Source organism: Pseudomonas sp. GW821-FHT09A09 (genome assembly GCF_059418405.1).
Genome location: NZ_JBWKPU010000032.1, coordinates 65,740 through 82,045 on the forward strand (window position 1 = coordinate 65,740; position 16,306 = coordinate 82,045).

The window sequence follows — 16,306 nt, forward strand, 5'->3', positions numbered from 1 at the left end:
TGGGCCCAAAGTTGTTGCCCGGCAACAAAACCGGCGCGCAACTTACCCTCGATAAACCGATCCGGCAAAACTTTCTGTCATTTAATGTGTAAGAAGGGCAGTCAACCTGCCCCTCCTACTGTTTTAAGGCTTACTTGCCCGATTTGATCTTGGTCCAGCTGCGTGTCATTTCACGCTGGGTTGCAGCCGGCAAGTCAGCAATGGCGTAGAGCTTGGCTTGCACGTCAGCTGGCGGGTAGATGCCCGGGTCGCTGGTGATGTCCTTGTCCACCAGTGCAGTGGCTTTTTCGTTACCGTTCGGGAAACGTACGCTGTTGGTGATCCCGGCCATCACTTTAGGCTCGAGCAGGTAGTTCATGAACTTGTAGGCGGCGTCGACGTTTTCGGCATCTTTAGGGATGGCGACCATGTCATAGAAGCTGCCAGCGCCTTCTTTCGGAATGTCGTAGGCAACCTTGACCTTGCCACCGGCTTCAGCCGCGCGGGACTTGGCTTGTTGCACGTCACCCGAGTAACCCACGGCCACGCAGATATTGCCGTTGGCCAGGTCCGAGATGTACTTGGACGAGTGGAAGTAGCCGATCGAAGGGCGCAGCTTGAGGAACAGGTCCTCGGCTTGCTTGAGGTCAGCCTTCTTCTGGGTGTCGGTCGGCAGGCCCAGGTAATGCAGCGCGACTGGCAGCATTTCGGTTGGCGAGTCGAGGAAGCTCACGCCGCAGCTTTTGAGCTTGGCGAGATTTTCCGGCTTGAGGATCACGTCCCACGAATCGATCTTGTCGATACCCAGTGCGGCCTTGACCTTCTCCGGGTTGTAGCCGATGCCGATCGAGCCCCACATGTACGGGAAGGCGTGCTTGTTGTCCGGGTCGCTGACCGACACGGCTTTGAGCAGGGATTTGTTCAGGTTGTCGTAGTTGGACAGTTTGGACTTGTCCAGCTCCTGGTAGACACCGGCCTTGATCTGCTTGGCGAGGAAGTTGTTCGACGGTACGACGATGTCATAACCGGACTTGCCTGCCAGCAACTTGGCTTCCAGGGTTTCGTTGCTGTCGAAAACGTCGTACACCACCTTGATGCCCGACTCTTTTTCAAAGTTGGCGATGGTGTCCGGTGCAATGTAGTCGGACCAGTTGTACACGTGCAGCACTTTATTGTCTGCCTGGGCCGCGCCCGCCATTGCGCCCATCAGGGACAAGGCGAGGAGGGTCTTGCCAGCGTTCTTCAAACCTAATGCCTTCATTTGGTGATGCTCCAATTTTTTCTTTTTTGGGCCACGTTCTTCATCGTTAAGCGGCCCGTCTAAGGGCAACAAAACAGGGCGACAGTCTGGCAAGTTCCGAGGCCGGCTTTCAACCAAAGCCTCATTTAAAACCGCTCAGCACACAGCGCCCGAAAGCCGCTGCGCACTGAGCCTAGCACTTAGCCCTGCAATGCCGCCAAAGTCAGGTCCAGGCAGTGGCGAGCCTTGGTCACCAGCTCGTCGATTTCAGCCTTGCTGATCACCAGCGACGGCGAAATGATCATGGTGTCGCCCACGGCGCGCATGATCAGGCCATTCTCGAAGCAGAACGTGCGGCAGATCATGCCCACACCTTTGCCTTCGTAGCGTTTGCGCGTGGCTTTGTCCTTCACCAGCTCAATCGCACCGAGCATGCCCACACCGCGCACTTCACCCACCAACGGGTGATCAGCCAGTTCCCTCAGACGTTTCTGCAAATACGGTGCCGTTTCTTCGTGGACACGGCTGACGATTTTTTCATCGCGCATGATGCGGATGTTTTCCAGGGCGACCGCGGCCGCCACCGGGTGACCGGAGTAGGTAAAGCCGTGGTTGAAATCACCGCCTTCGTTGAGCACGGCAACCACTTCGTCGCGCACGATCAGGCCACCCATGGGGATGTAGCCCGAGGTCAGGCCCTTGGCGATGGTCATCATGTGGGGCTTGAGGTCGTAGAAGTCGCTACCGAACCACTCACCGGTACGGCCGAAACCGCAGATCACTTCGTCGGCGACAAACAGGATGTCGTACTTGGCGAGGATCTCCTTGATGCGCGGCCAGTAGGTGTCTGGCGGCACGATCACACCGCCGGCACCCTGGATCGGCTCGGCAATGAAGGCACCGACATTGTCCACGCCGACTTCCAGAATCTTCTCTTCCAGCTGGTTGGCGGCCCAGATCCCGAACTCTTCCGGGCTCATGTCGCCGCCTTCGCCATACCAGTACGGCTGGGCGATGTGGGTGATGCCCGGGATCGGCAAGTCGCCCTGTTCATGCATATAGGTCATGCCGCCCAGGCTGGCGCCGGCCACGGTGGAGCCGTGGTAGCCATTCTTGCGGCTGATGATGGTTTTCTTGTTTGGCTGGCCCTTGATCGCCCAATAGTGGCGGACCATACGCAGCATGGTGTCGTTGCCTTCCGAGCCAGAACCGGTGAAGAACACGTGGTTCATGCCGGCCGGTGCGACGTCGGAAATGACCTTGGCCAGTTCCAGCACAGGCGGGTGGGCGGTCTGGAAGAACAGGTTGTAGTACGGCAGTTCTTTCATTTGCTTGGCGGCAGCGTCAGCCAGTTCATCGCGACCGTAACCGATCGCCACGCACCACAAGCCAGCCATGCCATCGAGGATCTTGTTGCCTTCGCTGTCCCACAGGTAAACGCCGTGGGCTTTGGTGATGATCCGTGGGCCCTTCTCTTTCAATTGCTTGAAATCGCTGAACGGCGCCAAGTGATGATCGCTGCTCAAGGCTTGCCATTCACGGGTTTGCGGGTTGTTGCTGGACATACCAATCTCCTAGATGTTTCAGGTGAGGGCGAGCCGTTCCCACGGCCCGCCCGGCGCATCAGACGGCGAAGAGCAGGAATTCCCGCTCCCATGAACTGATCACGCGCTTGAAGTTTTCATGCTCGGCCCGCTTGACCGCGACGTAGCCGGTGATGAATTTCTGACCCAGGTATTTCTCGATGGTCTTGCTGTTTTCCATGCGTTCCAGGGCGTCTTCGATGGTCAGCGGCAGGCGCAGGTTGCGGCGCTCGTAGCCACGGCCGACCACCGGCGCGCTCGGGTTATGGCCTTCGACCATGCCGATGTAGCCACACAGCAAACTGGCGGCAATCGCCAGGTACGGGTTGGCGTCGGCGCCCGGCAGGCGGTTTTCCACACGACGGTTCTGCGGGCCGGCATCCGGTACGCGCAGGCCCACGGTGCGGTTTTCTTCGCCCCACTCCACGTTTACCGGCGCCGAGGTGTCCGGCAGGAAGCGGCGGAACGAGTTCACGTTGGGGGCAAACAACGGCAGCAATTCAGGGATGAATTTCTGCAGGCCACCAATGTGGTTGAGGAACAGCTGGCTCATGGTCCCGTCTTCATTGGAGAAGACGTTCTTGCCGGTGGCGATGTCGATGATGCTCTGGTGCAGATGCATCGCGCTGCCGGGCTCGCCGGTCATCGGCTTGGCCATGAAGGTGGCGGCCACGTCGTGCTTGAGCGCGGCTTCACGCATGGTGCGCTTGAACACCAGGATCTGGTCGGCCAGGGACAGCGCATCGCCGTGACGGAAGTTGATTTCCATCTGCGCCGTGCCGTCCTCGTGGATCAGGGTGTCGAGGTCCAGCTCCTGGAGTTCGCACCAGTCGTAGACGTCTTCGAACAGCGGGTCGAATTCGTTGGCCGCTTCTATAGAGAAGGACTGGCGACCAGTCTCCGGGCGCCCGGAACGGCCAATCGGCGGTTGCAGCGGGAAGTCCGGGTCTTCGCAGCGCTTGGTCAGGTAGAACTCCATCTCCGGCGCCACGATGGGCTGCCAGCCTTTGTCGGCGTAGAGCTTGAGGACTTTCTTGAGCACGTTGCGCGGCGACAGCTCGATCGGATTGCCTTGCTTGTCGTAGGTGTCGTGGATCACCTGGGCGGTCGGCTCGATGGCCCAAGGCACCAGGTACACGGCGTTCTGGTCGGGGCGGCAGATCATGTCGATGTCGGCCGGGTCGAGCAGTTCGTAATAGATGTCGTCTTCGACATAGTCGCCGGTCACGGTCTGCAACAGAACGCTCTCGGGCAGGCGCATGCCTTTCTCGGCGATGAACTTGTTGGTCGGCGAGATCTTGCCCCGGGTGATGCCCGTGAGGTCGCCAATCATGCATTCGACTTCTGTGATCTTGTGGTCTTTCAACCAATCGGTGAGCTGGTCGAGGTTGTTACTCATAAATGCCTCTGGGCTGGGTTTCCTGACATCCATTAAAGGTCAGGCGTTGGTTGACGCAGCATCCGCGTCGCGTTGCATCGCCCGCTTTCGACAGGCGGTGCCAAATGCCTGGAAGATCGCTAGGTAGTGCGGGTTAGAGCTTACCTGCCATTCGGGGTGCCATTGCACTCCTAAAGCAAAAGCCTTGCCCTGTTTCACCGAAAAAGCCTCGATCAGGCCGTCCGGCGCCGTCGCTTCGACCAGAAGCCCAGGCGCCAGGCGGTCGACGCCCTGCCCATGGATCGAGTTGACCTCAATCGTCTGTGGCAACCCCAGGCTTGCCAATACCCCATTCGGGGAGATCGCCACGGCGTGCGCCGGGCCGTACTGGACGTCCAGTGGCTGGGTGTCGTCTTCGCGGTGATCCATCATGCCCGGCACTTCATGAACCTTCTGGTGCAGGCTGCCGCCAAACGCCACGTTCATCTCCTGGAAGCCCCGGCAGATGCCCAGCACGGGAACGCCTGCCGCAATCGCGGCGCGCAGCAACGGCAATGTGGTCTGGTCGCGTGCAGAATCATGAGCAGTCCCGGGCGCGCTGGCCGGACCGTCGTAGTGAAAGGGTTCGATATTGGAGGGAGAACCGGTAAACAGGATGCCGTCCAGACCGTCAAGAATATTGGCCGGGTCGAGCAGATGCCCAAGGGACGGAATGATCAATGGCAAGCCCTTGGCAGCGGTGGCCACTGCACGGACGTATTTGTCGCCACTGATGTGATAAGCATGCAGACCGACCTGTTTGGAGCAGGCGGTGACGCCGATTAACGGCAGGCGAGACATGAAGCACCCCGGTATTATTGCTGTTATGGGTTTGAATCGAGCTTAGCCTTGTTCATTTTTTTACACAACACCCCCGTAAAAAATACAACACGGCCCGCTCAAGCCTGCTAGTCCCAAGCCGCCCAAACCCAAAAAACCGCCCCAAAAAGCCCCAAAAAAGCCTTCGAGGCGCTTTTTTAGGGCAAAAAAGGCCTCGCTTGACTTCGGCATGCCGTTCGGGTTGACTGAAACCAGAAAAGATCAATGATTGATATTTTTAACAACAAAGGTGTTGCATCATGTCGGTACCCCCGCGTGCCGTTCAGCTTAACGAAGCGAACGCGTTCCTTAAGGATCATCCTGAGGTTCTGTACGTAGACCTTCTAATTGCGGATATGAATGGTGTGGTGCGCGGCAAGCGCATCGAACGCACCAGCCTCCACAAGGTTTACGAGAAGGGCATTAACCTGCCTGCCTCTTTATTTGCCCTGGATATCAACGGCTCGACGGTGGAAAGCACCGGCCTGGGTCTGGACATCGGTGATGCTGACCGAATCTGTTATCCGATCCCCGACACCCTGTGCAATGAACCCTGGCAAAAGCGCCCTACCGCGCAACTGCTGATGACCATGCACGAACTTGAAGGTGAACCTTTCTTCGCCGATCCGCGCGAAGTGCTCCGCCAAGTTGTAAGCAAATTTGACGACCTCGGTCTGACCATCTGCGCCGCTTTCGAACTTGAGTTCTACCTGATCGACCAGGAGAACGTGAACGGCCGCCCACAACCGCCCCGCTCGCCGATTTCCGGCAAACGCCCGCACTCGACACAGGTCTACCTGATCGACGACCTCGACGAATACGTCGACTGCCTCCAGGACATCCTGGAAGGTGCCAAAGAGCAAGGCATCCCGGCCGACGCCATCGTCAAGGAAAGTGCCCCGGCGCAGTTCGAAGTGAACCTGCACCACGTGGCCGACCCGATCAAGGCCTGCGACTACGCCGTACTGCTCAAGCGCCTGATCAAGAACATCGCCTACGACCATGAGATGGACACCACCTTCATGGCCAAGCCTTACCCAGGCCAGGCAGGCAACGGTTTGCACGTGCACATTTCGATCCTGGACAAGGAAGGCAAGAACATCTTTGCCAGCGAGGATCCCGAGCAGAACGCCGCATTGCGTCACGCGATCGGCGGTGTGCTCGAGACCCTACCCGCCCAAATGGCGTTCCTGTGCCCCAACGTCAACTCCTACCGTCGTTTCGGCGCACAGTTCTACGTGCCGAACTCGCCGTGCTGGGGCCTGGACAACCGCACCGTGGCGATTCGCGTACCGACCGGCTCGTCCGACGCGGTGCGTATCGAACACCGTGTGGCCGGTGCCGACGCCAACCCTTACCTGTTGATGGCTTCGGTTTTGGCAGGCGTGCACCACGGCCTGACCAACAAGATCGAGCCCAACGCACCGGTGGAAGGCAACAGCTACGAGCAGAACGAGCAGAGCCTGCCGAACAACCTGCGCGATGCATTGCGCGAGTTGGACGACAGCGAGGTGATGGCCAAGTACATCGATCCTAAATACATCGATATCTTCGTCGCCTGTAAGGAAAGTGAGCTGGAAGAGTTTGAACACTCCATCTCCGACCTTGAGTACAACTGGTACCTGCACACCGTGTAAGGGTTGGTTGTATTGAAAGAACGCCGCAGGCTTTTGGTCTGCGGCGTTTTTTTATGGCCGCCTTCGGCGGATCGCCGGCAAGCCAGCTCCCACAGTTGACCGAGTTCCAACTTTGAAATGCAGTCCACTGTGGGAGCTGGCTTGCCTGCGATGGCGGCCTTGAAGACAACACCCATTCCTGCTCATACAATGCCCGCTGCCTTGTAGGAGACTTCCATGACCACCCGCCCCGCCGCTCCTCGCAAACCCCGCGCCCGCAGCCAGGCCCGGATCGACGCGATTCTCGACGCCGCCCGCACCTTGCTGGCCGCCGAAGGCGTGGCCGGTTTGTCGATCTACAGCGTGGCCGAGCGGGCGCAGATTCCGCCGTCGTCGGTGTACCACTTCTTCGCCAGCGTGCCGGCCCTTCTCGAAGCGCTGACCGCCGATGTACACGCGGCCTTCCGGGCGGCCATCCAGGCGCCCATCGACCATGAATCACTCAAGCACTGGCGGGACCTGTCCTATATCGTCGAACACCGCATGCTCACCATCTACGAGCAGGACGCCGCCGCCCGCCAGTTGATCCTGGCGCAGCACGGCCTGACGGAAGTGACCCAGGCGGACCGCCAGCATGACTTGGAATTGGGCGACTTGATGTTTGCTGTGTTCAACCGCCATTTCAACGTGCCGACACTGCCAACCGATGTGGATGTGTTTGCACTGGCGCTGGAACTGAGCGACCGCGTGTACGCGCGCTCGGTGCATCAGCATGGGCTGATCACACCGCGCATGGCGGAGGAAGGGATGCGGGTGTTTGATGCGTATGTGGGGCTGTATTTGCCAGCCTATTTGCCCAAGCGTTGAGCCTGGACTGGCCTCATCGCAGGCAAGCCAGCTCCCACATTTGACCGAATTCCAAATTTGGAATGCCTTTAAATGTGGGAGCGGGCTTGCCCGCGATGAGGGCCTCAGGAACGCCGCCAATCACAACTTGGCGATCGACACCTCGGTGGATTTAACGAAGGCAATCACTTCGCTGCCAATCACCAGTTCCAGCTCTTTGACCGAGCGAGTCGTGATCACCGACGTGACGATGCCGGACGCCGTCTGCACGTCGATTTCCGACAGCACGTCGCCTTCGACGATTTCCTTGATGGTGCCTTTGAACTGGTTACGCACGTTGATGGCTTTAATAGTCATGGTGTTCTTCCTTCAGGGACGAGTGAGTTATTGAGCCCAACGCAATTGCGTAGGCAGCGGTGAAACAGGTTCGGGTTCCGGAGGCGAGCCCGGCAACGACAGCACGCGGTTGAGCACTTCGGCTTCCAGCGCAGCCAGGCGGTGCGAGCCCCGGGCGCGTGGGCGCGGCAGGTCGACGACCAGGTCGAGGCCGATTTCGCCGTCTTCGATCAGGATCACGCGGTCGGCAATCGCCACGGCTTCGCTGACGTCGTGGGTCACCAGCAACACGGTGAATCCATGCTTCTGCCAGAGGTTTTCAATCAGTTGCTGCATCTCGATGCGGGTCAGGGCATCCAGCGCACCCAACGGCTCATCAAGCAGCAACAGACGCGGCTGGTGAATCAGGGCGCGGGCCAGGGCCACGCGCTGCTTCTGGCCACCGGACAAGGCCGCTGGCCATTCATTCGCGCGCTCGGCCAAGCCGACAGCTTCCAAGGCTTCCAACGCCTGGGGGCGCCAGTTGCCCTTGAGGCCAAGGCCCACGTTGTCGATGATCTTTTTCCACGGCAGCAAGCGCGCTTCCTGGAACATCAACCGCGTGTCTTCAATCGCTTCGCTCAAGGGCGCGGAGCCGGCCAGCAGCTCGCCGCCGGTGGCTTTGTCCAAACCGGCCAGCAGGCGCAGCAAGGTACTTTTGCCGCAACCACTGCGGCCAACCACGGCCACGAACTGGCCAGCAGGAATATGCAGGTCAATCTCTTTGAGCACTTCCCGCGTGCCAAACGCCTTGCGCAACTTGCGCACCGCCAGCGGGATACCTTTCAACAGGCGTGGAGGTTGTTGAGCCGTCATGCCGCACCTCCTTTATTCACTTGATAAGCCGGGTGCCAGCGCAGCCACACACGCTCCAGGCCACGCGCCGCCAGGTCGGCCAGCTTGCCGAGGATGGCGTACATGACGATGGCGAGTACCACCACGTCGGTCTGCAGGAATTCACGGGCGTTCATCGCCAGGTAACCGATGCCGGAGCTGGCCGAGATGGTTTCCGCCACGATCAGCGTCAGCCACATGAAGCCCAGGGCAAAGCGCACGCCCACCAGGATCGACGGCAATGCCCCCGGCAGGATCACCTGGCGAAACAGGCTGAAGCCGGACAAGCCGTAGCTGCGCGACATTTCCACCAGCGCCGGGTCGACGTTGCGGATGCCGTGGTAGGTGTTCAGGTAGATCGGAAACAGCGTGCCGAGGGCGACCAGGAAAATCTTCGCCGTCTCGTCAATGCCGAACCACAGGATCACCAACGGGATCAGCGCCAGGTGCGGCACGTTGCGAATCATCTGCACCGAGCTGTCCAGCAGGCGTTCGCCCCACTTCGACAAGCCGGTGATAAAGCCCAGGGCCAGACCGATGCTGCCACCGATCACAAACCCCAGGCCCGCACGCCAGCCGCTGATCGCCAGGTGCGTCCAGATTTCGCCGCTGCGCACCAGGTTAATCCCGGCTTCGATCACCGCACTGGGGGCCGGCAGAATGCGCGTCGACAACCAACCGGCTGACACCGACAACTGCCAGATCGCCAACAACAGGATCGGCAGCACCCAAGGGGCCACGCGATGGCTTAATTTTTCAAAGTTCATGGCGGCGCCTCAACTCTGTGACGCAGCTTTGGGAAGGATGTCGTTGGCGACCATCTCGCCGAACGGGCTGACGTAACCGGCGCTTTTCGGCAGCTCGGGACGCTCGATGTCCAGGTGCGGGAACAGCAGTTCGGCCACCCGATACGATTCTTCCAGGTGGGGATAACCGGAGAAAATGAAGGTGTCGATGCCCAGCGCTGCGTATTCCTTGACCCGCGCCGCAACGGTTGGGCCATCGCCCACCAGCGCCGTGCCGGCACCACCGCGCACCAGGCCGACGCCTGCCCACAGGTTGGGGCTGACTTCGAGGTTGTCGCGATTGCCGCCGTGCAAGGCCGCCATGCGCTGCTGGCCGACGGAATCGAAGCGCGCCAGGGAGGCCTGGGCACGGGCGATGGTGTCGTCGTCCAAGTGGGAGATCAGTTTGTCAGCGGCTTTCCACGCCTCGTCGTTGGTTTCACGCACGATCACGTGCAGGCGAATGCCAAAGCGCACAGTGCGTCCCAACTTCGCGGCTTTTGCGCGTACCTGCTCGATTTTTTCCGCGACGGCTGCTGGTGGCTCGCCCCAGGTCAGCACCATTTCCACTTGCTCGGCCGCCAGGTCCTGGGCGGCTTCGGACGAGCCGCCGAAGTACAGCGGCGGACGCGGTTGCTGGATCGGTGGGTAGAGCAATTTCGCGCCTTTTACGCTGATGTGCTGGCCGTCGTAATCCACAGTTTCGCCTTCCAGCACACGGCGCCAGATACGGGTGAACTCCACCGAGGCCTGGTAACGCTCTTCGTGGCTGAGGAACAAGCCATCGCCGGCCAATTCTTCCGGATCACCGCCGGTCACCAGGTTGAACAGCGCACGGCCACCAGACAGGCGGTCCAGGGTTGCGGCCTGACGCGCCGCTACCGTCGGGGAAATGATCCCGGGGCGCAGGGCAACGAGGAATTTCAGACGCTGGGTCACCGGGATCAGCGAAGCGGCTACCAGCCACGAGTCCTCGCAGGAGCGGCCGGTAGGGATCAGCACCCCGCCGAAGCCCAGGCGGTCAGCGGCCTGGGCCACTTGCTGCAGGTAACCGTGGTCGACGGCGCGAGCGCCTTCGGCGGTGCCAAGGTAATGGCCGTCGCCGTGGGTAGGCAGGAACCAGAAAATATTGAGGCTCATGGAGTTGTCTCCTGAAGAAGTCGGATTACGGCGCTTTGGCAACGGCGGCGGGTGGCGTCCAGATGACGTCCTTGATGTTCAAGGGCTTGGGGATCAGTTTGAGTTGGTAGAAGCTGTCGGCGATTTTCTGCTGGGCGGCGACCACTTCCGGGGTCAGGAACAGCGCGCCGTAGCCCTGTCGTTTCACCGAGGTCAAGGTGATGTCAGCCGGCAGGCCGAGCAGCGGGGCAACTTGTTCGGTGACTTCCTGTGGATTGGCTTTGGACCATTCGCCCACCGCGCGCACTTCTTCCACCAGTGCCTTGATCACTTCCGGGTGTTTTTCGGCGTAGGGTTTGGTTGCCAGGTAAAACTGGTGGTTGTCGGCAATGCCGGTGCCGTCACGCAGGGTGCGGGCTTGCAGCTGCTTCTCGGCAGCGGCCTGGTACGGGTCCCAGATCACCCAGGCGTCCACGCTGCCACGCTCGAACGCGGCACGGGCATCGGCGGGCGGCAGGAATACGGTCTGCACGTCGGAGTATTTGAGGCCGGCGTCTTCCAGCGCACGTACCAGTAGGTAGTGCACGTTTGAGCCTTTGTTGAGTACGACTTTCTTGCCCTTGAGCTCGGCCACCGATTTGATCGGCGAGTCTTTGGGCACCAGGATCGCTTCGCTGGTCGGTGCTGGCGGTTCGTAGGCGACGTAGAGCAGGTCGGCACCGGCGGCCTGGGCGAATACCGGCGGTGTTTCGCCGGTGACGCCGAAGTCGATGGAGCCGACGTTCAGGCCTTCGAGCAGTTGCGGGCCACCAGGGAACTCGGTCCACTGCACGTTCACGCCTTGGGCAGCCAGGCGCTTTTCAAGCGTGCCCTTGGCCTTGAGCAGCACCAGGGTGCCGTATTTCTGATAACCGATCCGCAGGGTTTCGGCAGCGTGGGCTTGAACAATGGCGCCGAAGGACACAGCCGCAGCAAACAGTGCGACCAGACCACGACGCAAGATGACAGTGCGCATGGCGCTCTCTCCAAATAGTGCGTTTAGGGGGTTGGCTGCACCTGCTTGGCCGTTGGCGGCTGAGTAAGGTGAGTACTACAAAATCCGGTAAGGCTCAGATGCTCCAGCGAGCACTCAACAAACGTTCATTCAACACATGGGGGTCCAGCGGTTTCGGGCGACGGGCCATGGCGCTGTAGAAGGTTTCCAGGGCCTCGTGCAAACGGTGCTCAAGCACCGGCACCAATTGCGCCTGGGCACTGCCTTCGCCATAGGCGATCTGGCTGTCTTCGGCAAAGATGCCGTGGAGCAATTCCTGGGCTTTGAGCGCGGACAACACCGGCTTCAGGGCGTAGTCCACCGCCAGCATGTGGGCGATGCTGCCGCCTGTGGCCATCGGCAAGACGATCTTGTGGGCCAGGGCGCGTTCGGGCAGCAGGTCCAGCACGGTTTTCAGCGCCCCGGAGAACGAGGCCTTGTACACCGGCGTGGCGATCACCAGGCCATCGGCGTTGGCGACTTGCTGCAACAGGTCGATGACTTTGGGGCTGTCGAAGCGTGCGTGCAGCAAGTCTTCGGCCGGGAAGTCCCGTATCTGATAACTCACCACTTCCACGCCTTTTTGCTGTAGCCACTGACGGGTTTTATCCAGCAAGACCCCGGAGCGGGAACGCTGGCTGGGACTGCCTCCAAGTGTTACGACCAGCATGCAGGTATTCCTTGAGCAAGTGTCGGCGGTTCGCTGTGTGGCGATGTCGCCAAGATGGAACAGACCTTATCAGCACATTTATATATCTATAAATCTTATTTTTTCATTTGTTTATTCTTAAAGTGCATATGAGATTCAAGCATCTACAGGCGAAAAAAAAGGCCGTCGAAACGGCCTGAAAACCCCTGCTATGTGATTCGTCAGAAATATTGCTATCGCCGGCAAGCCGGCTCCTACAGGTGATCGCATTGTAGGAGCCGGCTTGCCGGCGATAGCGATCTCAGCGATTAGGCTGAGGGGTGAGCCGCAGGTACGGCTTCACCGCGCGGTAACCCTTTGGAAAGCGTTTCTTGATCTCTTCCTCATCCTTGAGCGACGGCACGATCACCACTTCATCACCGTCCTGCCAGTTGGCGGGCGTGGCGACCTTGTGGTTGTCGGTCAGCTGCAGCGAGTCGATGACCCGCAGGATTTCGTGGAAGTTGCGGCCGGTGCTGGCCGGGTAGGTGATGGTCAGGCGGATCTTCTTGTTCGGGTCGATCACGAACAAAGAACGCACGGTGAGGGTGTCACTGGCATTCGGGTGGATCAGGTCGTACAGGTCCGACACTTTGCGATCGGCATCGGCCAGGATCGGGAAGTTGACGACGGTGTTCTGGGTTTCGTTGATGTCTTCGATCCACTTGTGGTGTGAATCCACCGGGTCGACCGACAGGGCGATGGCCTTGACGCCACGCTTGGCAAATTCATCCTTGAGCTTGGCGGTAAAGCCCAGCTCCGTGGTGCACACCGGAGTGAAGTCCGCCGGGTGAGAGAACAGCACGCCCCAGCTATCGCCCAGCCATTCGTGGAAACGAATCTTGCCGGCGCTGGAATCCTGTTCAAAGTCGGGGGCGATGTCGCCCAGTCTTAGGCTCATGGTGTGGCTCCTAGTGAGTGCTTATGGAGCCCACTGTGCATGCATTGCGGATTATTTAAAAAGAATAAATATAGATTTATCTAGACGATAAAGGAATATTAAAAATCTGTTCACTGGACGCGGGAAAGGCCGAGGATCAACATCCATCACAAGGTTCGAGAAGGCCTTGAGACGCTGTACAAGAGGGGATTCGGGAAGGGCTTGCGGGGGTTGAGCCCGACTTGAAAGCAAGACACCTTGCCCGGCATTGCGCCGGGCAAGGCTTTACGCTCTTACAACAGCGGGATCGAGTAGCTGACGATCAAGCGGTTTTCGTCCTGGGAACGGGTGTTCGCCAGGTCGGTACGCCACATAGCGTTTTTCCACGCTACGCCGAGGTTTTTCAGCGGACCTTCTGGCACAACGTAAGCCAGAGTCAGGTCGCGTTCCCACTCGGTTTTATCACCGATGGTGGTGTTGATGTTGTCGCCACGCAGGTAGACCACACCAGCCGTCAGGCCAGGTACGCCAACCTTGGCGAAGTCATAGGCGTAACGCGCTTGCCAGGTACGCTCGCCGGCACGGGCGAACTTCTGGATTTGCATGTCGGTGGTGGTGCTGTTCGACGAGCCATCGCCTTGGTTCAGCCAAGGGAAGTCGCTGTCGCCCTTGGTGTACTGATAACCGCCACCGAAGGTGTGGCCGTTAACCGAGTACAGCGCCAGGTAGCTGTACAGATCGTTGTCAACCTTGCCGCGAGTCTTGGTGGCAGTGGTCGGGTGATCCGAGTAGTAACCAGTGGTGTAGTAGCCAGCGGTGTCACCGTTAGCACCGTTGTCGCGGCTGCGGTAGTAACGCAGGTCGCTTTTCAGGACGCCAGGGCCGATAGCCCAGTTGTGCACCAGACCCAAGAAGTTCTGCGAGTAAAATTCTTTCAGCTCGCCGTGGTAGAACGAGGCGGTCAGATCCTTGGTGATCTTGTAGTCGGCACCAGCGTAGTAGAATTTGTTGCTGAACTTGCCGGTATCGTAGTTGGAGCTGTTGTTCGCACCCGCAATCGAGAGGTTCTCGTTGTTGCTGGAGTTACGGCCTTTGACGCTGTCGATTTGACCAGCAGTCAGGGTCAGGTCCTTGATATCGTTGGAAACGATCTCGCCGCCCTGGAAAGTTTGTGGCAGCAGACGACCATCGTTGAACTTGATGACCGGGTTGTTCGGCTGCAGGGTGCCCAATTTCAGCACGGTCTGGGAGATCTTGACCTTACCGGTCACACCCAGGCTGGCGAAATCATTGACGGCAGTGTTGCCATCGCTTGGGAACACAGTACCGCCCGAAGCGGTGCCGCTGTAGTTACCGTGGTTGGCACGGCTGGAGTCCAGACGCACGCCGTACAAGCCAATAGCGTCAACACCGAACTGAACGGTACCTTGGGTGAAACCCGAGATGAAACGCAGATCGAAGCCTTGGCCCCACTCAGCGTTCTTGCTGCGAGTGGTGGTGCCTGGGGCGCCATCACGGTTGTCAGTGTTGATGTAGAAGTTACGCAGCCCCAGTGTGGCCTTGCTGTCTTCGACGAAACCGGCGGAGTGTGCCTGTTGGGCAATTGCAGCCACAGCCACGGCCAACGCCAATGTTGACTTCTTCATGTACCGCTCCTCTCATTTCTAATTTTTGTATTTCTAAGGTCTCGGGTCTGACGCCCTTGATCCACAGATGCGCGATTAGCGCCAGATAGTGACTACCAAGTCAATCGTAACCTTGTGTGTCTACTACCTTCGTCTAACCGCAGTTAATTTGGTCCCTGCAGGGTAATGAGTTTTTCATACACCCAAAAAGAATTGTTTCATTCTTTTTCATACGATCCAGGAATAAGGCTTTCCATGAAGCGAGCGAGTCAGCATAGACAAACCGCTCCATAAGCTAATTCCTAAAGGGTATTTACCAGCCTTTTTTTAGATCGATTAGTGTGGCCGTACTGTTGCATACGTCACCCACGATCAAAAAGGCGACGCCATCATGGCCAAACGCACATCCTCCCGTCAATTTGTTACAGTTTTTGTGTCACTAATACTTTCTTTTGGTGTCAAAGCGGCCGATTTAACCATCGGCTACCAAACCGGTATTGACCCCAGCAAAGTCCCCCAGGCCGACGGCCTCTATGAAAAGGCCATTGGCGAGAATATCGCCTGGCGCCGATTCAACAGTGGGCCTGAAGTCGTGACGGCCATCGCCTCCGGCGATGTACAGATCGGCAACCTGGGTTCCAGCCCGCTCGCAGCGGCGGCTTCACGCAATCTGCCGATCGTGGCGTTTATCGTATCGGCGCAGATCAATGCTTCTGAAGCCTTGGTAGTGCGCAACGGCAGCGGCATCGACACACCTCAGGACCTGGTCGGCAAAACCATCGCCACGCCTTTTGTCTCAACCTCTCATTACAGCCTGCTCGGCGCCCTGAAGCACTGGGGCCTGGACACTAAAAAAGTCAAAGTGGTGAACCTGCAACCGGCCGAAATCGCCGCCGCGTGGAAACGGGGCGATATTGACGGCGCGTTCGTGTGGTCGCCCGCCCTGGGTGAGATCCGCAAGACCGGCAAGACCCTGACAGACGCGGCCCAGGTGGGTCAGTGGGGCGCGCCCACCTTTGAAGTGTGGGTGGCCCGCAAGGATTTCGCCGAAAAACATCCTGACGTAGTGGCCAAGTTTGCCAAGGTCACCCTCGACTCATTCGCCGACTACGCTGCCCATAAAGAGAGCTGGACGGTCGACTCCGAGCCCGTGCAAAAAATCGCTAAATTGACAGGCTCCAACGCCGCCGACATTCCTGAGTTGCTGGCCGGCACCACATTCCCGGACGCCCAGGCGCAGCAAACCGATGCCCTGCTTAAAGGCGGCACGGCAAAGGCGATTGGGGAAACAGCGAAGTTCTTGAAGGAACAGGGGAAGGTTGAGACGGTACTGCCGGACTATTCGGCGTACGTAACTGACAAATTCATCAAGCCCTGACACAACCCTCAACTGTAGGAGCCGGGGGGGGGGGGGGGGGGGGGGGGGGGGGGGGGGGGGGGGGGGGGGGGGGGGGGGGGGGGGGGGGG

15 protein-coding genes are annotated in these 16,306 nt (G+C 59.2%); 3 read left to right on the forward strand and 12 right to left on the reverse strand.

Annotation, left to right across the window (positions count from 1 at the left end; all coding sequences use genetic code 11):
• Positions 1–130: 130 nt before the first annotated feature.
• From AC07OV_RS23770 to AC07OV_RS23785, 4 genes are all read right to left on the reverse strand, one after another.
• On the reverse strand, positions 131–1,225 hold the full coding sequence (locus AC07OV_RS23770) for a polyamine ABC transporter substrate-binding protein (RefSeq protein ID WP_176996904.1): 1,095 nt from the start codon (positions 1,223–1,225) through the stop codon (positions 131–133).
• A 194-nt stretch (positions 1,226–1,419) separates the two neighbouring features.
• On the reverse strand, positions 1,420–2,784 hold the full coding sequence (locus tag AC07OV_RS23775; RefSeq protein WP_494996271.1) for an aspartate aminotransferase family protein: 1,365 nt from the start codon (positions 2,782–2,784) through the stop codon (positions 1,420–1,422).
• Between the two features lie 58 nt (positions 2,785–2,842).
• On the reverse strand, positions 2,843–4,201 hold the full coding sequence (locus AC07OV_RS23780) for a glutamine synthetase family protein (RefSeq protein WP_016978997.1): 1,359 nt from the start codon (positions 4,199–4,201) through the stop codon (positions 2,843–2,845).
• Positions 4,202–4,240: 39 nt separating this feature from the next.
• Positions 4,241–5,020: a gamma-glutamyl-gamma-aminobutyrate hydrolase family protein gene (locus AC07OV_RS23785; RefSeq protein ID WP_178919975.1), complete on the reverse strand. Its 780-nt coding sequence runs from the start codon at positions 5,018–5,020 to the stop codon at positions 4,241–4,243.
• A 278-nt stretch (positions 5,021–5,298) separates the two neighbouring features.
• Here AC07OV_RS23785 and AC07OV_RS23790 point away from each other — a divergent pair, with 278 nt between their 5' ends.
• Together AC07OV_RS23790 and AC07OV_RS23795 are read left to right on the forward strand one after the other, a co-directional pair.
• Positions 5,299–6,675, forward strand: a complete 1,377-nt coding sequence (locus tag AC07OV_RS23790; RefSeq protein WP_176996837.1) for a glutamine synthetase family protein — start codon at positions 5,299–5,301, stop codon at positions 6,673–6,675.
• 216 nt (positions 6,676–6,891) lie between these two features.
• On the forward strand, positions 6,892–7,521 hold the full coding sequence (locus AC07OV_RS23795; RefSeq protein WP_176996838.1) for a TetR/AcrR family transcriptional regulator: 630 nt from the start codon (positions 6,892–6,894) through the stop codon (positions 7,519–7,521).
• A 120-nt stretch (positions 7,522–7,641) separates the two neighbouring features.
• Here the strand turns inward: AC07OV_RS23795 and AC07OV_RS23800 are convergent, their stop codons facing one another.
• The 8 genes from AC07OV_RS23800 to AC07OV_RS23835 all read right to left on the reverse strand — a co-directional run bounded on the left by AC07OV_RS23800 (position 7,642) and on the right by AC07OV_RS23835 (position 14,860).
• Positions 7,642–7,857, reverse strand: coding sequence for a TOBE domain-containing protein (locus AC07OV_RS23800; RefSeq protein WP_003213899.1), 216 nt, complete (start codon positions 7,855–7,857; stop codon positions 7,642–7,644).
• A gap of 27 nt (positions 7,858–7,884) precedes the next feature.
• Positions 7,885–8,691: an aliphatic sulfonates ABC transporter ATP-binding protein gene (ssuB, locus tag AC07OV_RS23805; RefSeq protein ID WP_176996839.1), complete on the reverse strand. Its 807-nt coding sequence runs from the start codon at positions 8,689–8,691 to the stop codon at positions 7,885–7,887.
• Positions 8,688–9,476 (reverse strand): aliphatic sulfonate ABC transporter permease SsuC, encoded by a 789-nt coding sequence (gene ssuC / locus AC07OV_RS23810; RefSeq protein WP_176996840.1) that lies wholly within the window; start codon positions 9,474–9,476, stop codon positions 8,688–8,690. Before ssuC ends, ssuB begins: the two co-directional genes overlap by 4 nt.
• 9 nt (positions 9,477–9,485) lie before the next feature.
• Positions 9,486–10,634, reverse strand: a complete 1,149-nt coding sequence (gene ssuD, locus AC07OV_RS23815; protein ID WP_071485087.1) for an FMNH2-dependent alkanesulfonate monooxygenase — start codon at positions 10,632–10,634, stop codon at positions 9,486–9,488.
• Between the two features lie 25 nt (positions 10,635–10,659).
• Positions 10,660–11,628, reverse strand: a complete 969-nt coding sequence (locus AC07OV_RS23820; RefSeq protein WP_176996842.1) for a sulfonate ABC transporter substrate-binding protein — start codon at positions 11,626–11,628, stop codon at positions 10,660–10,662.
• A gap of 94 nt (positions 11,629–11,722) precedes the next feature.
• On the reverse strand, positions 11,723–12,316 hold the full coding sequence (gene ssuE, locus AC07OV_RS23825) for an NADPH-dependent FMN reductase (protein WP_176996843.1): 594 nt from the start codon (positions 12,314–12,316) through the stop codon (positions 11,723–11,725).
• A gap of 280 nt (positions 12,317–12,596) precedes the next feature.
• Complete coding sequence (locus tag AC07OV_RS23830; protein ID WP_003195267.1) at positions 12,597–13,235, reverse strand: peroxiredoxin; 639 nt, start codon at positions 13,233–13,235, stop codon at positions 12,597–12,599.
• 272 nt (positions 13,236–13,507) lie between these two features.
• Positions 13,508–14,860: an OprD family porin gene (locus tag AC07OV_RS23835; RefSeq protein WP_176996845.1), complete on the reverse strand. Its 1,353-nt coding sequence runs from the start codon at positions 14,858–14,860 to the stop codon at positions 13,508–13,510.
• 370 nt (positions 14,861–15,230) lie between these two features.
• Between AC07OV_RS23835 and tauA the strand changes: the two genes are divergently transcribed.
• On the forward strand, positions 15,231–16,217 hold the full coding sequence (tauA, locus tag AC07OV_RS23840; RefSeq protein ID WP_495093104.1) for a taurine ABC transporter substrate-binding protein: 987 nt from the start codon (positions 15,231–15,233) through the stop codon (positions 16,215–16,217).
• Positions 16,218–16,306: the final 89 nt, after the last annotated feature.

Bases quoted from the DNA above. Each gene is read 5' to 3' on its own strand.
- ssuC (WP_176996840.1), bottom strand. From the start codon at position 9,476: ATGAACTTTGAAAAATTAAGCCATCGCGTGGCCCCTTGGGTGCTGCCG.
- AC07OV_RS23830 (WP_003195267.1), bottom strand. From the start codon at position 13,235: ATGAGCCTAAGACTGGGCGACATCGCCCCCGACTTTGAACAGGATTCC.
- AC07OV_RS23775 (WP_494996271.1), bottom strand. From the start codon at position 2,784: ATGTCCAGCAACAACCCGCAAACCCGTGAATGGCAAGCCTTGAGCAGC.
- AC07OV_RS23795 (WP_176996838.1), top strand. From the start codon at position 6,892: ATGACCACCCGCCCCGCCGCTCCTCGCAAACCCCGCGCCCGCAGCCAG.
- ssuD (WP_071485087.1), bottom strand. From the start codon at position 10,634: ATGAGCCTCAATATTTTCTGGTTCCTGCCTACCCACGGCGACGGCCAT.
- AC07OV_RS23835 (WP_176996845.1), bottom strand. From the start codon at position 14,860: ATGAAGAAGTCAACATTGGCGTTGGCCGTGGCTGTGGCTGCAATTGCC.
- AC07OV_RS23800 (WP_003213899.1), bottom strand. From the start codon at position 7,857: ATGACTATTAAAGCCATCAACGTGCGTAACCAGTTCAAAGGCACCATC.
- ssuB (WP_176996839.1), bottom strand. From the start codon at position 8,691: ATGACGGCTCAACAACCTCCACGCCTGTTGAAAGGTATCCCGCTGGCG.
- tauA (WP_495093104.1), top strand. From the start codon at position 15,231: ATGGCCAAACGCACATCCTCCCGTCAATTTGTTACAGTTTTTGTGTCA.
- ssuE (WP_176996843.1), bottom strand. From the start codon at position 12,316: ATGCTGGTCGTAACACTTGGAGGCAGTCCCAGCCAGCGTTCCCGCTCC.
- AC07OV_RS23785 (WP_178919975.1), bottom strand. From the start codon at position 5,020: ATGTCTCGCCTGCCGTTAATCGGCGTCACCGCCTGCTCCAAACAGGTC.
- AC07OV_RS23790 (WP_176996837.1), top strand. From the start codon at position 5,299: ATGTCGGTACCCCCGCGTGCCGTTCAGCTTAACGAAGCGAACGCGTTC.
- AC07OV_RS23820 (WP_176996842.1), bottom strand. From the start codon at position 11,628: ATGCGCACTGTCATCTTGCGTCGTGGTCTGGTCGCACTGTTTGCTGCG.
- AC07OV_RS23780 (WP_016978997.1), bottom strand. From the start codon at position 4,201: ATGAGTAACAACCTCGACCAGCTCACCGATTGGTTGAAAGACCACAAG.